The following is a 14,381-nucleotide window of genomic DNA, read 5'->3' as shown; positions in this document are numbered from 1 at the left end:
TAGTTTCGACGTCAATCGTTCGGTAAACTAATTACTGACGACTTCTTGACGCTCTCTTGACCGAACGAAGGATCAGGCTCATCGGACACGCAGACACGCTCATCGCCATGGGCGGCGCCTTCCTCGCCGCCGCCGTCCTCGCCCGCTTCGGCAGCCGCATCGGACTGCCGACCATCCCCCTGTTCATCCTGGCCGGAATCCTGCTCGGCCCGCACACGCCCGGCATCGTGCTCGTCTCCGATCCGCACGAGCTGGAGATGCTCTCCGCGCTCGGCCTGGTGCTGCTGCTCTTCTACCTCGGTCTCGAATTCCACCTCGACGACCTCAAGACCGGCGGACGGAAGATGCTCATCGCGGGCTCCGTCTACCTGGCGCTGAACGTCGGCGCCGGACTCGCCTTCGGCTTCGCCCTGGGCTGGGGCACCTCGGAGGCCCTCGTCATGGCCGGGGTCATCGGCATCTCGTCGTCGGCCATCGTGACCAAGATCCTGGTCGACACGAAGCGCCTGGCCAGCCCCGAGACCAAGACGATCCTCGGCATCATCGTCGTCGACGACATCTTCCTCGCCCTCTACCTCGCCGCCCTGCAGCCGATCCTGTCGCGCTCGGACAGCCTCGGCGCCGCGGTGCTCGACGGGGGCAAGGCGTTCGGCTTCCTGCTGCTGCTCGCGCTCACCGCCCGGTTCGGCACGAAGCTCATCAGCAAGCTGATCCACACCTCGGACGACGAACTTCTCGTCATCTCCTTCCTCGGCGCCGCCGTGTTCGTGGCGGGAGTCTCCGAGTGGTTCGGGGTCGCGGACGCGATCGGCGCCTTCATGGTGGGCCTGATGCTCGGCAGCACCACATCGGGCGAGCGCATCCTCAAGCTGGTCCATCCGCTGCGCGACGCCTTCGGGGCGGTCTTCTTCTTCGCCTTCGGGCTCTCCATCAACCCCGGTGACCTGCCGGGCGTGATGTGGCCGGTGCTGGCCGCCGTCGTGCTGACCGCGGCGATGAACATCGCCTCCGGCCTGGTCTCCGCACGGGTCTACGGCTTCGGCCCGCAGGCCGCGGCGAACATCTCCACCACCCTGACGGCCCGCGGCGAGTTCGCGCTGATCCTCGCCACGATGGCCGCCGGCGCGGGACTGGACGAGCGGCTGCCGCCGTTCATCGCCGGCTACGTGCTCGTCCTCGCGGTCCTCTCCCCGCTGGCGGCCGGACGGTCGCACTGGCTGGCCCGCATCCTGCCGGGCAAACGGAACGGGGGCGAGAACGACGGAAGCGGTGACGGCGCCGATGCCGGAAGACTTACGGTCCCGGCCTGAACGGCCCCGGACCGGGACCGCGGAACAGGTCCCCGACCCGGAGCGACGGGGCGGGCGCGGCGGCAGCGGGCAACGTCCCGGCGGCCCCGCCCCGCCCCGTTTCCGTACCGCCTCGCCGCCCTGCCCCACCCCTGCCCCGTGTCCGTACCGCCTTGGCGCTCTTCCCCGCACCGCTCCCCCGGCACATCGTGTCCCCGATCCGGTGAGGGGCCGACTCCCGTTGACGCACGCCCGGTTCGGCCGGTTTGCGTACGGTTCCGGATTCAGGCCCTGCGGGACAGCAGCAGCAACGCCCGGTCGTCGTTGACGTCCTTGGCGCACGCCTCGATCAGATGCCAGGCGGCGCCCTCGAACCCCGTGGTGACGTACCGGTCCGCCTCGCCGGTCAGCCGGTCGATGCCCTCCGCGATGTCGCGGTCGGACGCCTCCACCAGGCCGTCCGTGAACAGCATCAGTACGTCGCCGGGGGCCAACGAGCCCTTCACGGCGTCGAACTGGGCTCCGTCGTACACCCCGAGCAGCGGCCCCTCGGCCGCCTTCTCCTCCCACTGGCCACTGCCCGAGTGGAGTTGCAGGGCGGGCGGGTGCCCGGCCGAGAAGAGTTCGTAGTCGCCCGATTCGAGGTCCAGGACCAGATGGATCGAGGTGGCGAAGCCCTCGTCCCAGTCCTGGCGCAGCAGATAGCCGTTGGCCGCCGGCAGGAAGCCGTGCGGGGGCAGCGATCCGAGGAGTCCGCCGAAGGCCCCGGACAGCAGGAGGGCGCGGGAGCCCGCATCCATGCCCTTGCCGGAGACGTCGGTGAGGACGGCCTCCAGGGTCCGGCCGCCGTTGGTGCGGGCAGCCACGACGAAGTCGCCGGAGAAGGACTGCCCGCCCGCCGGGCGCAGCGCCATCTCGCGGTGCCAGCCCTGCGGCAGCCGGGGCAGGGCGCTCTGCACCCGGATGCGTTCGCGCAGGTCGAAGAGCATGGTGCCGCCGCGCCGCCACGGCACCCCGACCCGGGCCCGGAACTGGGCGAGGACCAGCCCGAAGAAGCCGCAGGCGGCGACCACCAGGACGATGCCGGGCGTCACCCGGCCCGGCCCGTGGTCGTACCGGCCCAGCCCGAGCGACTCCACGATCAGGGCCGTGGCGGCGGTCGCGTACAGGCCCAGCAGGCTCGCGGGCCGCAGCAGCAGTCCGCCCGCGACGATCGGCAGGACGAGGGCGGCCGGTGAGAACCACAGCGGGTTGATCAGGGTGGCGCAGGTGATGACCGGGACGGTCAGCAGCAGCCCGGCCAGCGCGATCCAGTCCGACCCGTCGCCGCGGAAGTAGTCGACCCCGGATCTGCGCAGCGTGATGCGTGCCCGGTGCACCGATTTCCGCAATCGTGCCGGGTACGAGTCTGTTGCCGCGCGTCGTGCCATTGCGGGGACCCTATCTAGCCGACGGCTCCGGGTGCAGGGGGCCCCTGTGACAATGCGTTCGAAATCGGTTCGCCCCGAAGCCTTGCCCCTGGTAGTCATGGCCGTATGACTACAGAGCTTCGCGTGTTGCGTCCGTCCGAATGGAACCAGTGGTTCGAGTGCCTGGAACTCGCATTCGGCGGGGTGGCGGAGCCGCCCGAGCAGCGCGAGCTGGAGGAGCAGCTGACCGAGCACGAGCGGTCGCTCGGCATCTGGGACGGTGACGACGTCGTGGGCACGGCGGGGGCGTTCAGCTTCCGGCTGGCCGTGCCGGGCGGGGCCCTGGTGCCCGCCGCCGGGGTCACGATGGTGAGCGTCGCCGCCACCCATCGCAGGCGCGGCCTGCTGACCTCGATGATGCGCAGGCAGCTGGACGACGTCCGGGCCCTGGGCGAGCCGATCGCGGTGCTGACGGCGTCGGAGCCGGTGATCTACGGCCGGTTCGGGTACGGCGCGGCCTCGCGGCAGATGTCCCTGACCATCGACACGAGCCGGGTGGGGCTGACGGTGCCGGAGGGCACCGACGGCATCCGGCTGCGCCACGCGAAGCCGGACGAGGCTCTGGCCGCGTGCGCGAGCGTGTACGAGCGGCTGGTGGCCGGGCGTCCCGGCACGCCCGCGCACAATGCGGCCTGGGACCGGAAGGCCGTGGTCGACCCGGTGGACGAGCGGCAGGGCGGTTCCGCCCGGCAGTACGTGCTGGCGGAGCGGGACGGCGAGCTCGTCGGCTGTGTGACCTACCGCCTCCATCCCAAGTGGGAGGCGACCGGCCCCATGGGCAAGGTGGTGGTGAACGACCTCGGGGCGCTGGACCCGGCGGCGTACGCGGCGCTGTGGCGGTTCCTCTTCGAGATCGACCTGACGTCGACCGTCGTGGCGAACAACCGGCCGGTCGACGACGCGGTGCTGCACATGGTGTCGGACGTGCGGCGGTGCGACATCCGGGTCCGGGACTCGCTCCACGTACGGCTGGTGGAGCTGGGAGCGGCGCTGGAGGCGCGGGCGTACCGGGCGCCGGTGGACGTGGTGTTCGAGGTCGAGGACACGTTCTGCCCCTGGAACGCGGGGCGTTGGCGGCTCACGGGTGACGCGAAGGGCACCGCCTCGTGCCGACGCACCGAGGATCCGGCCGATCTCGCGCTCTCGGTGCGGGAGTTGGGGGCGGCGTACCTGGGCGGCGAGTCGCTGAGCTCGCTGGCCCTGGCCGGCCGGGTGCGGGAGCTGCGGCCCGGCGCGCTGGCGGAGGCGTCGCTGGCGTTCTCCTCGGACGCGGAGCCGTGGCTGCCCCACGGGTTCTAGGACCGGGCCCGGGGGCCTGCCTCAGGCCCGCTGGCACCCCGGGCACCAGAAGAGGTTGCGGGCGGCGAGATCGGCGGTGCGGATCTCGCCGCCACAGATGTGGCAGGCCTGCCGGGCCCTGCGGTACACGTACACCTCGCCGCCGTGGTCGTCGACCCGCGGCGGGCGGCCCATCGCCTCCGGCATGTGTTCGGGGCGGACCGTGTCGATCCGGTTGTTCCGCACGCCCTCGCGCATCAGCACCACCAGGTCCGCCCAGATCGCGTCCCACTCCGCGCGCCGGAGGTCCCGGCCGGGGCGGTACGGGTCGATCCCGTGCCGGAACAGCACCTCCGCGCGGTAGACGTTGCCGACGCCCGCGATGACCTTCTGGTCCATCAGCAGGGCCGCGACGGTGATCCTGCTGCGCGAGATCCGCTGCCAGGCCCGCTCGCCGTCCTCGTCGGTCCGCAGCGGGTCCGGGCCCAGGCGGTCGTGTATCGCACGCTTCTCGGGTTCGGTGATCAGCGCGCACGTCGTGGGGCCGCGCAGGTCCGCGTGGTGCTCGTCGTTCAGCAGCCGCAGCCGCACCGTGTCGGTGGGCGGCGGGGCCGGGACCGTGCCGAAGCCGAGCTTGCCGAACAGGCCCAGGTGGATGTGGACCCAGCCGGTGTCCCCGAAGCCGAGGAAGAGGTGCTTGCCGTGGGCGTCGACACCGGTGAAGGTCAGGCCGTCGAGCAGCTCGGCGCTGTCCGAGAACTTGCCCTGCGGACTGCTCACCCGCACCGGACGCCCGGCGAACCTGTCCCGGTGGTCCGCCGCGAGGCGGTGGATCGTGTGTCCCTCGGGCACGGCGGCGACTCTCCTCGGTGACGTACGGGCGCAGTGGTACGAGAACGACGGTACGGGACCGGCTGCGCGGAAACGGCTGTGCCGCCGGGGTTTCCGGCGGCACAGGAGGTGGAGGCCGGTCAGCCCTGCTGCGGGTGGTGGGCCGGGATCGGGGGGAGCTCGCCGGTCGTCTCGTACGCCGTCAGCATCTCGATGCGACGGGTGTGACGCTCCTCGTTCGAGTACGGGGTGGCGAGGAAGACCTCGACGAACTTGGTGGACTCCTCCACCGAGTGCATCCGGCCGCCGATGGCGATCACGTTGGCGTTGTTGTGCTCGCGGCCCAGGGCGGCGGTCTGCTCGCTCCAGGCGAGCGCGGCACGCACGCCCTTGACCTTGTTCGCGGCGATCTGCTCGCCGTTGCCGGAGCCGCCGATCACGATGCCGAGGCTGTCCGGGTCCGCGGCCGTCCGCTCGGCGGCGCGCAGGCAGAACGGCGGGTAGTCGTCCTGGGCGTCATAGATGTGGGGGCCACAGTCGACGGCTTCGTGGCCCTGGGCCGTGAGCCATTCGACGAGGTGGTTCTTCAGTTCATAACCGGCATGGTCCGAGCCGAGGTACACGCGCATGCATCCGAGTGTGGCACGAGCCCCGCGCGGCGGGCGCCATCGGGGTCGGGCCCCTTCGGCCGGTCGGCCCGGAACGCGCGGCGGACCCCGGGAGACCTCGGAGGGCCGGGACGCGCGGACCGGATGTGAGCAAGGCCACTTCGGTAAAGATCCGGTCAACGAATCGGAATACGGGGTTCCGCTTTCGCCGTTCGCCGGGCTTCAATGCATCACTCGCTGCCGCACCCCACTGCCGCAGCCGGGCACGTGTCGCGTGACCCGAGAACGTAAGGAATTCGATCCATGACGTCGCAGACGACTCTGATCGGGCCGGGCCCCCACCCCGGCGACCCGGACCGGCCGAACGGCCAGGACACCCCCCGCTCCACGGACCCCACGAACTCCTCCGACGGCCTCCAGGCGGGCCTCAAGAACCGCCACCTCTCGATGATCGCCATCGGCGGCGTCATCGGAGCGGGCCTCTTCGTGGGCTCCGGCACCGGCATCGCCGCCGCCGGACCCGCCATCCTGCTCTCCTACGCGCTGGTCGGCCTGATGGTCGTCTTCGTGATGCGGATGCTCGGCGAGATGGCAGCGGCCCGCCCCAGCTCGGGCTCCTTCTCCGCCTACGCCGACCAGGCGCTGGGCCGTTGGGCCGGTTTCTCGATCGGCTGGCTGTACTGGTTCTTCTGGGTCGTGGTGCTCGCCGTCGAGGCCACGGCGGGGGCCAAGATCCTGGAGGGCTGGGTGCCGGGCGTCCCGCAATGGGCGTGGGCGCTGATCGTGATGGTGGTCCTGACCGCGACGAACCTGGTCTCGGTCGGGTCGTACGGCGAGTTCGAGTTCTGGTTCGCCGGGATCAAGGTCGTGGCGATCGGCGCCTTCGTGGTCGTCGGGCTGCTCGCCGTCTTCGGGCTGCTGCCCGGCTCGGACAACCCCGGCGCGGGCCTCGCGCACCTCACCGACACCGGCGGGTTCTTCCCCCAGGGGCCGGGCGCCATCCTCACCGGTGTGCTGATGGTCGTCTTCTCCTTCATGGGCAGCGAGATCGTCACCCTCGCCGCCGGTGAGTCGGAGAACCCGCAGCGCGCCGTCCAGAAGGCCACCAACAGCGTGATCTGGCGGATCGCCGTCTTCTACCTGGGTTCGATCTTCATCGTGCTCACCCTGCTGCCGTGGAACGACGCGTCGATCGTGAAGGACGGCAGCTACGTCGCCGCCCTCAACTCCATCGGCATCCCGCACGCCGGACAGGTGATGAACGTCATCGTGCTCACCGCCGTGCTGTCGTGCCTGAACTCCGGCCTCTACACGGCCTCGCGGATGGCCTTCTCGCTCGGCGGCCGCGGGGACGCGCCGAAGGCGTTCGCCCGGACGAACAAGCGGGGCGTGCCGCAGGCCGCCATCCTGTCCTCGGTCGTCTTCGGCTTCGTCGCCGTGTTCTTCAACTACCAGTGGCCCGACACCGTCTTCCAGTTCCTGCTGAACTCCTCCGGCGCGGTCGCCCTGTTCGTCTGGCTGGTCATCTGCTTCACACAGTTGCGGATGCGCGGCATGATCCTGCGCGAGTCGCCGGAGAAGCTGATCGTGCGGATGTGGCTCTTCCCGTACCTGACCTGGGCGACCATCGCGATGATCTCGTTCGTCCTGGTCTACATGCTGACCGACGACGGCGGACGCGAGCAGGTGCTGCTCTCGCTGCTCGTCGCGGCGCTGGTGGTGGCCGTCTCGCTGGTCCGCGAGGCCAGGAACCGCCGCAACGGCACGGCCGCCAAGGCGCCCGTCGACGCCTGACGGCGCCGGGGTTTCCCCCGGACACGGCGGAGGCCCGCCGGTCGCGTGCGTGTCGCGATCCGGCGGGCCTCCCCGTACGGGTGGTGGCGGCGTCAGCCGCGGCGGCCGGCGAGCTTCCAGGCCGCGGGCAGCGCGCCCATGGCCAGCGCCGCCTTCAGCGCGTCGCCGAGCAGGAACGGCACCAGACCCGCCGCGATCGCGGCGCTCGCCGACATGCCGGTGGACAGCGCCAGGTACGGGACGCCGACCGCGTAGATGATCGCGGAGCCCAGCACCATCGTGCCCGCGGTGCGCAGCATCGAGCGGTCGCCGCCGCGGCGGGCGAGGGCGCCGACGACGACGGCGGCCAGCAGCATGCCGAGGACGTAGCCGAACGACGGGAAGGCCATCCCCGACCGGGCCTCGGCGAACCACGGCATGCCCGCCATGCCGACGAGGGCGTACACCCCGAGGGAGAGGAAGCCGCGGCGGGCGCCGAGCGCGGTGCCGACCAGGAGCGCGGCGAACGTCTGGCCGGTGACCGGGACCGGCGAGCCGGGGATCGGCACGGCGATCTGGGCGGCGATCCCGGTGAGCGCGGCGCCGCCGAGGACCAGCGCCGTGTCGACGGCGTAACGGTTCCGGGCGGCGGGCAGCAGGTCGGCGAGGACCACTCCGGTACGGGCAGGGGCGGCAGCAGTGCTCATCGGGACTCCGCGGGGGTGAGGGCAGGTGGGGACAGACTGGGGCTGACGTTAGCCCACGGGTTAACGCCCGATCACCATCAGTGGCCCACAAAGCGTTGGTCCGGGCGTTGGTGGGGTCCGCACAAAGGGCCGCGCACAATCATGCGGCGGCGTGATGCTCGTCACTGAGGTGGGGGCGGGATGCCCTCCGCTCCACCGATTCGGGCATCCTTGCGGAACTGTAGGTTCCCGCTAAATCTGCCGAGGAACCACCGGGGAGCCACCGGGAGCCGGGCCGCCTCGGCACCCCGGAAAGCGCCCCGGCGCCCGACGCGACCGGGCCACCGCCCCACCGTGTCCGGGTGCGTACCCTGGGTGAGCGTCGCGCCCGGATAGCGGACACCGGTTCCCCGTCGCCGGGGTGCGTGTCCAGACTGTCCGCGCATGTCCCCCCACGTCTCACCTATCGAACAGAGCACGTCCATGTCCCGGAATTCCGCGCCTCCCCCCACCGGCGTCCCGACCGACACCTCCGCCTCCCCCGCCTCCCCCGACACCGGTGGTGCCGGGGGCGCCGGGGCCGATTCCGCACTCACCCACGGGCTCAAGCAGCGCCACCTCTCGATGATCGCCCTCGGCGGCGTCATCGGTGCCGGGCTCTTCGTCGGTTCCGGCGAGGGCATCGCGGCCGCGGGCCCGTCGATCGTCATCGCGTACGCCGTCTCCGGGCTGCTGGTCATGCTCGTGATGCGGATGCTCGGCGAGATGTCGGCCGCGAACCCGGCCTCCGGCTCCTTCTCCGTCCACGCGGAGCGGGCGATCGGGCCGTGGGCCGGATTCACCGTGGGCTGGGCGTTCTGGGTGCTGCTCTGCGTGGCCGTCGGCCTGGAGGGCATCGGTGCCGCGAAGATCGTCACCGGCTGGCTGCCCGGCACCCCGGAGTGGATCTGGGTCGCGCTGTTCATGCTGGTGTTCCTGGGCGCGAACCTGGCCTCGGTGAAGAAGTTCGGCGAGTTCGAGTTCTGGTTCGCCACCCTCAAGGTCGTGGCGATCACGCTCTTCCTGGTGCTGGGCCTGCTGGCGATCCTCGGGCTGCTGCCCGGCACGGACGCGCCCGGCACCGCCAACCTCTCCGGCGCGGGCGGCTTCATGCCGAACGGCGTCGAGGGCCTGGTCGTCGGCCTGCTCGCCTCGGTCTTCGCGTACGGCGGCCTGGAGACCGTCACCATCGCCGCGGCCGAGTCCGAGAACCCGGTGCGGGGCGTGGCCGGTGCGGTGCGGACGGCGATGTGGCGGATCGCGCTCTTCTACGTCGGCTCGATGGCGGTCGTCGTCACGCTCGTGCCCTGGGACGACGAGAAGGTGGCGAAGGTCGGCCCGTTCTACGCGACCCTGGACCACCTCGGCATCCACGGCGCGGCCCAGATCATGAACGTGGTCATCCTGGTCGCCCTGCTCTCCGCGATGAACGCCAACATCTACGGCGCCTCGCGCATGGCCGGCTCGCTGGTCGCCCGGGGCCAGGGGCCGAAGCGGCTCGGCAGGATCTCCTCGGGGGTCCCGCGCACCGCCGTCCTGGTGTCGTCCGGGTTCGGCTTCCTGTGCGTGCTGCTCAGCTACTGGCGTCCCGACGACGTCTTCCACTGGCTGCTCAACATGATCGGTGCGGTGATCCTGGTGGTCTGGATCTTCATCGCCGTCTCCCAGCTGATCCTGCGCGGCCGGCTGGAGCGCTCGGCCCCGGAGAAGCTCGTCGTACGGATGTGGCTCTTCCCGGGCCTGACGGTGCTGGCGCTGGTGGCGATGGTCGGCGTCTTCGTCCTGATGCTGCTCCGGCCCGACACCCGCGACCAGTTGCTGGCGAGCGGGGCGCTGACCGCCGCGCTGATCGCCGTCGGCGTCGTGCGCCAACGCCGGGCCGCGCCCGCCGGGGACTGACGTCCGGCATCCGGCGGGCGGGGCGCGGTGCTCAGCGGGCGGGGGTGTCCGGGGCGCAGGGCACGTTGAGGGAGAGCAGTGCCCCGCCCGACTCCCCGATCCGCACCTCGCTCACCGCCGTGTTCCGCAGCTGCGGAAAGACCCGGCGGTAGGAGCCCAGCGGGATCGACAGCAGTTCGCACAGCACCAGCCGCAGCAGGGTGTTGTGCGCGACGACCAGCACCCGCTGTCCCGGGTGCCCGGCCGAGATCCGGCGCAGTGCCGCCGCCCCCCGGGCCGCGGCCGTCCGGGGGTCCTCGGACCCGGGGAAGGGGTGGGCCACCGGGTCGGCGCGGTACCGCGCGGCCCGCTCGGGGTGCTCCGCCGCGAACTCCGCCAGGGTGCGCCCCTCCACCTCGCCGAAGTCGCACTCGCGCAGCTCGTGCTCGCGCCGGGGCGTGATGCCGAGCGCCTCGCACGCGGGGCGGGCGGTCTCGATCGCACGGCCGACCGTGGACGTCCAGATCGCGTCGATCCGGTTGCGGGCCGCCCACTCGCCCAGTTGCCGGGCCTGGCGGCGGCCCTCGTCGGTGAGGGCGATGTCGCTGACGCCGGCGTAGCGGTTCTCCGCGTGCCAGACGGTCTGTCCGTGGCGGGCCAGCAGCAGGGTGGCCGGGCTCCCGGTCATGCGTTCTCCGTTCGGGTACGGGCGTGGGCGGCGACGGGGCCGGGGAGCCAGCCGCGGCGCTCCAGTTCGTCCACCAGGGCGAGGTAGGGCTCGGTGTACCACGCCGTGCGCGTCGGGTGGGGGTGCAGCACGTGCCGCAGCCGCACCATCCGGTCCGCGGCCCGGTGCAGGGTGTCCGTCGCCCCCGCCCCGTACGCGGCGAGGACGGCCATGCCGAGCGCGGGTTCGCTGGAGCGCGGGATGCGCACCGGGCGGCCCAGGATGTCGGCGCGCAGCCGGCTCCAGTGGCCGCTGCGGACCGCGCCGCCGGTGAACGTGAGCGCGCCGTCCACCGGGGCGCCGAGCAGGTCGAGGTAGTCGAAGCAGAGCCGTTCGACCAGGCCCACCCCGGTCAGCAGGGCCGCCCAGTGCTCGGCGTCACAGGCGGGTTCGCCGAGCAGGAACCCGGTGGCCTCCGGCGCGACGAACGGGAACCGCTCCCCCCTCGCCACCAGGGGGTACGCCACCACACGCGCCGGTTCGTGGGGGCGGGCCAGCAGGTCCATGAGGGCCGGGTCCGCAGCCGGGAAGGCGGCGGTCAGCGCCCCGCCGCCGACCCCCGAGGCCCCGCCCGGCAGCCGGCTCCCGTCCGGCGCCCGGTGGTTGTAGACGACGCCCGCCGGGTCCTCGACCGGCGACGAGGTGACCCCCTTCAGGACCAGCGTCGTGCCGAGCACCGAGTTCCAGGAGCCGACGGCCAGCGAACCCGAGGCGATCTGCGCCGCGCACCCGTCCGTCATCCCGGCGACGACGGCCGTGCCCGCCGGGATCCCGGTCTCCTCGGCCGCCGCCCGCCCCACCTCGCCGATCCGCGTCCCCGGCCGCACCACGTCCGGGAACAGTTCGCCGGGCAGCCCCAGCTCCCCGAGCCGCCGCCACGGCCAGGCGTCCCGCTCCGGGTCGTAGCCGGTCTTCAGGGCGTGGCTGGAATCGGTGGGCAGCGGTGTCCCGGCGAGCCGGGCCAGGACCACGTCGGCCTGGTGCATGATCCGTACGGCGCCGCCCGCCGCTCCCCCGCGCTCCCGCAGCAGCCACATCGCCTTGGGCAGGCCCCAGCTCGGCGAGGTCCCGGCCCGGGCCGCCTCCGCCGCGGCCCGGCCGTCGTCGTACATCACGCCCGGGGTCAGCGGCCGGCCCGCCGCGTCGCCGAGCAGTACGGTGCCGGAGGTGGCGCAGACCGCGAGCGCCCGCGGGGCGGGGGCGCCGCGCAGGGCCTGGCGGCTCGCCGCGCGGACGGCCGTCCACCAGTCGAGGGGCCGCTGCTCGTGCCGTGCGCCGTCGCGTCTGCCGGTGAGCGGCGCCGAGCCGCTGCCGAGGATCTCGCCGTCGTCCCCCGCCACCACCGCGCGGACGCTCTGCGTGCCGAGATCGATGCCCATCCACATATCGGTCCCCTCTGTGAACTTCTCACTCTGCACCGAGAATTTCCGTTGCGCGAGGGATTGACGGCCAACTTCCATTGTTCCAAGCTCTGTTAACCAGTCGGCTCAATGTGTGAACGCCGCCCGTCGCCACCTGCCCGTCCCCGGCCGGACCGTGGAGATCACGGCCGGGCCCGCGCCTCCCCGTACGCCCGCACGTCCGTACACCCGCACGTCCGGCGCCGGCCGCCCGCGCGACGACGGCCGGGTCCGGCACCGGAGCCGTTCCACCCGTGCTCCCCCCGGACGGGAGCACGCCCCGGAGCCGACCGGCCGGCACGTCCAGGACGAAGGATCAGCACGTGAGCAACGTTCCACAGCGGGGGCCCGCCCCCCGGCAGGCTTCCATGGCCGAGTACGTCCTCGCACAGGGCGAGGTGAGCGCCGCGGAACTGGCGGAGCGCTTCGACGTCAGTCTGATGACCATCCACCGGGATCTGGACGAGCTGGAACGGCAGGGCATCGTCCGCAAGTTCCGCGGCGGCGTCACCGCCCAGCCGTCCGGTGTCTTCGAGTCGAACGTCTCCTACCGGCTGAAGACGATGCGCGCCGAGAAGGCCGCCATCGCCGAACGGGCCCTGGAGCTCATAGAACCGGGCATGGCGGTGATGCTCGACGACTCGACGTCCACCCTGGAGATCGCGCGGCGGCTGCGCTCCATCACCCCGCTGACCGTCGTCACCAACTTCCTGGAGGCGATCAACCTGCTGTCGCAGGAGCGCGGCATACGTCTGATGGGCCTCGGCGGCGACTTCGACCCGCTGCACTCCTCGTTCCTCGGCGTCTCGTGCGTGGAGGCGGTGCAGTCGCTCCAGGTGGACGTCTGCTTCACCTCGACCTCCGCCGCGTCCGGCGGCTTCGCCTACCACCAGGAGCAGCACATCGTCTCCGTGAAGCGGGCGATGCTCGACTCGGCGAGCCGCAACGTGCTGCTGCTCGACCACTCCAAGCTGGGCCGGGTCGCCCTGCACCGGCTCGCCCCGCTCTCCCGTTTCGACCTGCTGCTGGTCGACGACGGGGCGTCCCCCCGGGCGCTGCGCGAACTCGACGAGCACAAGGTGCCCTACGAGGTCTGCGCCACCGGCCGGAGCTCCGGCGCGGGAGGTGACGACGACGGATGACCGATCCGGCGCGGACCCGGAACCGGCGGACGTCCGATCCGGCGCGGGGGTGGAGATGGCGGGCGACCGGGCCGGACCCGCGTGCCGGTCCGGGGCCGTGACCCGTCCCCGATGACACCGTAGGCATCACCAGGCATCACCGCCGGCCCCCGGGCCGCCCGTGTCCCCGCCCCCCGGACAAGGAGACGCTCCGCGATGACCCGCCCCGAGACGGTCCGCCCCCCGACGAGGATCCTGCTCGCCGGTGACCACTTCGTCCGCAACTCCCTGCTCGCCGAGGCCCTGGACCGGGCCCTCGGCACCGAATCCCCGGACACCGGGACGCGCCTGACCGAGCTCACCCTGCCCTGGCCGCTGGAGCCCTTCGGCAGGGTCGCCGAGGTCGACGAGGCCAGCGACGTCGAGGACGCGCTGATCGCCGCCCTGGACGGGGTCGAGGTGTGCGTGACCCAGATGGCCCCGTTCACGGAGCGGGTCCTGGCCGCCGCCCCGGACCTGCGGCTGGTCGTGGTCTGCCGGGGCGGTCCGGTCAATGTGAACGCCGCCGCCGCGCGGGCCCGGGGCGTGCGGGTGTGCTTCGCCCCCGGGCGCAACGCGGCGGCGACCGCCGAGTTCACCGTCGGGCTGATCCTCTCCGCCCTGCGCCGCATCCCCGAGTCCCACCACTCCCTGGCCGTCGACGGCCTCTGGGACGCCTCCCACTACACGTACGAGCACTGCGGCCTGGAACTGGAGGACACCCCGGTCGGACTGATCGGCTACGGCGCGGTGGGCAGCCGGGTGGCCCGGGTGCTCGCCGCGTTCGGTGCCGAGGTCGAGGTGTACGACCCGTACGTGCGCGGCGACGTGCACGGCATGCGCGCCCCGTCGCTGGAGTCGCTGCTGTCCCGCTCCCGGGTGCTGACCCTGCACGCCAGGCTCACCCCGGAGAGCCGGCATCTGATCGGGGCCCGTGAACTGGCACTGCTGCCGCGCGGCGCGGTGCTGGTCAACGCGGCCCGGGGCGGGCTGCTGGACACGGACGCGCTGTGCGACGCCCTGGACTCGGGGCAGTTGCGGGCCGCGGCGCTCGACACGTACGAGCAGGAGCCGCCGCCCGCCACGTCGCGGCTCTTCCGCACCCCGAACCTGCTGATGACCCCGCACGTGGCGGGGGCCAGCCGGGCCGTCGCGCAGAAGGCGGCCCGGATCGCGGCGGCCGAGGTGGCCCGCCATGTGCGGGGCGAACCGCTCGCCCACGCGCTCCGAGGGGAGCTGTGAC

Annotated in this window: 12 protein-coding genes; 6 read left to right on the top strand and 6 right to left on the bottom strand. The window is 72.5% G+C overall.

From position 1 onward, the window contains the following. The first annotated feature begins 107 nt into the window (after positions 1 to 107). Entirely contained in the window at positions 108 to 1,310 is a 1,203-nt protein-coding gene (locus ACFYW1_RS20705; RefSeq protein ID WP_388994852.1) for a cation:proton antiporter, read from the top strand. Between the two features lie 263 nt (positions 1,311 to 1,573). On the opposite strand, the gene ACFYW1_RS20700 is transcribed toward ACFYW1_RS20705, so the two are convergent. Further along, positions 1,574 to 2,719 carry a PP2C family protein-serine/threonine phosphatase gene (locus tag ACFYW1_RS20700; protein ID WP_388994849.1) on the bottom strand — a complete coding sequence of 382 codons (1,146 nt, stop codon included), beginning with the start codon at positions 2,717 to 2,719 and terminating at the stop codon, positions 1,574 to 1,576. Between the two features lie 105 nt (positions 2,720 to 2,824). Here ACFYW1_RS20700 and ACFYW1_RS20695 point away from each other — a divergent pair, with 105 nt between their 5' ends. Next, complete coding sequence (locus ACFYW1_RS20695) at positions 2,825 to 4,057, top strand: GNAT family N-acetyltransferase (protein WP_388994846.1); 1,233 nt, start codon at positions 2,825 to 2,827, stop codon at positions 4,055 to 4,057. Between the two features lie 21 nt (positions 4,058 to 4,078). On the opposite strand, the gene ACFYW1_RS20690 is transcribed toward ACFYW1_RS20695, so the two are convergent. Then, positions 4,079 to 4,888, bottom strand: coding sequence for an Fpg/Nei family DNA glycosylase (locus ACFYW1_RS20690; protein WP_388994843.1), 810 nt, complete (start codon positions 4,886 to 4,888; stop codon positions 4,079 to 4,081). A gap of 119 nt (positions 4,889 to 5,007) precedes the next feature. Then, positions 5,008 to 5,496 carry a ribose-5-phosphate isomerase gene (locus ACFYW1_RS20685; protein ID WP_148835186.1) on the bottom strand — a complete coding sequence of 163 codons (489 nt, stop codon included), beginning with the start codon at positions 5,494 to 5,496 and terminating at the stop codon, positions 5,008 to 5,010. Positions 5,497 to 5,778: 282 nt separating this feature from the next. On the opposite strand from ACFYW1_RS20685, the gene ACFYW1_RS20680 reads away from it, so the two are divergent. Continuing rightward, a complete protein-coding gene (locus ACFYW1_RS20680; protein ID WP_388994839.1) occupies positions 5,779 to 7,269 on the top strand; it encodes an amino acid permease in 1,491 nt (496 codons plus the stop codon). A gap of 92 nt (positions 7,270 to 7,361) precedes the next feature. Here ACFYW1_RS20680 and ACFYW1_RS20675 read toward each other — a convergent pair whose 3' ends face one another. Beyond that, on the bottom strand, positions 7,362 to 7,955 hold the full coding sequence (locus ACFYW1_RS20675) for a biotin transporter BioY (RefSeq protein ID WP_388994836.1): 594 nt from the start codon (positions 7,953 to 7,955) through the stop codon (positions 7,362 to 7,364). A gap of 462 nt (positions 7,956 to 8,417) precedes the next feature. On the opposite strand from ACFYW1_RS20675, the gene ACFYW1_RS20670 reads away from it, so the two are divergent. Next, a complete protein-coding gene (locus ACFYW1_RS20670) occupies positions 8,418 to 9,872 on the top strand; it encodes an amino acid permease (protein WP_388994833.1) in 1,455 nt (484 codons plus the stop codon). Positions 9,873 to 9,903: 31 nt separating this feature from the next. Here the strand turns inward: ACFYW1_RS20670 and ACFYW1_RS20665 are convergent, their stop codons facing one another. Further along, complete coding sequence (locus ACFYW1_RS20665; RefSeq protein WP_388994831.1) at positions 9,904 to 10,539, bottom strand: histidine phosphatase family protein; 636 nt, start codon at positions 10,537 to 10,539, stop codon at positions 9,904 to 9,906. Further along, a complete protein-coding gene (locus tag ACFYW1_RS20660; RefSeq protein WP_388994828.1) occupies positions 10,536 to 11,963 on the bottom strand; it encodes an FGGY-family carbohydrate kinase in 1,428 nt (475 codons plus the stop codon). Before ACFYW1_RS20660 ends, ACFYW1_RS20665 begins: the two co-directional genes overlap by 4 nt. 383 nt (positions 11,964 to 12,346) lie before the next feature. Here ACFYW1_RS20660 and ACFYW1_RS20655 point away from each other — a divergent pair, with 383 nt between their 5' ends. Continuing rightward, on the top strand, positions 12,347 to 13,120 hold the full coding sequence (locus ACFYW1_RS20655) for a DeoR/GlpR family DNA-binding transcription regulator (RefSeq protein ID WP_388995087.1): 774 nt from the start codon (positions 12,347 to 12,349) through the stop codon (positions 13,118 to 13,120). A gap of 195 nt (positions 13,121 to 13,315) precedes the next feature. Then, positions 13,316 to 14,380 carry an NAD(P)-dependent oxidoreductase gene (locus tag ACFYW1_RS20650; protein WP_388994825.1) on the top strand — a complete coding sequence of 355 codons (1,065 nt, stop codon included), beginning with the start codon at positions 13,316 to 13,318 and terminating at the stop codon, positions 14,378 to 14,380. The last annotated feature ends 1 nt before the right edge of the window (position 14,381 follow it).

Source organism: Streptomyces sp. NPDC002669 (assembly GCF_042889165.1).
Lineage (GTDB): Bacteria > Actinomycetota > Actinomycetes > Streptomycetales > Streptomycetaceae > Streptomyces.
This window is presented reverse-complemented; position numbering and strand designations above follow the sequence as displayed.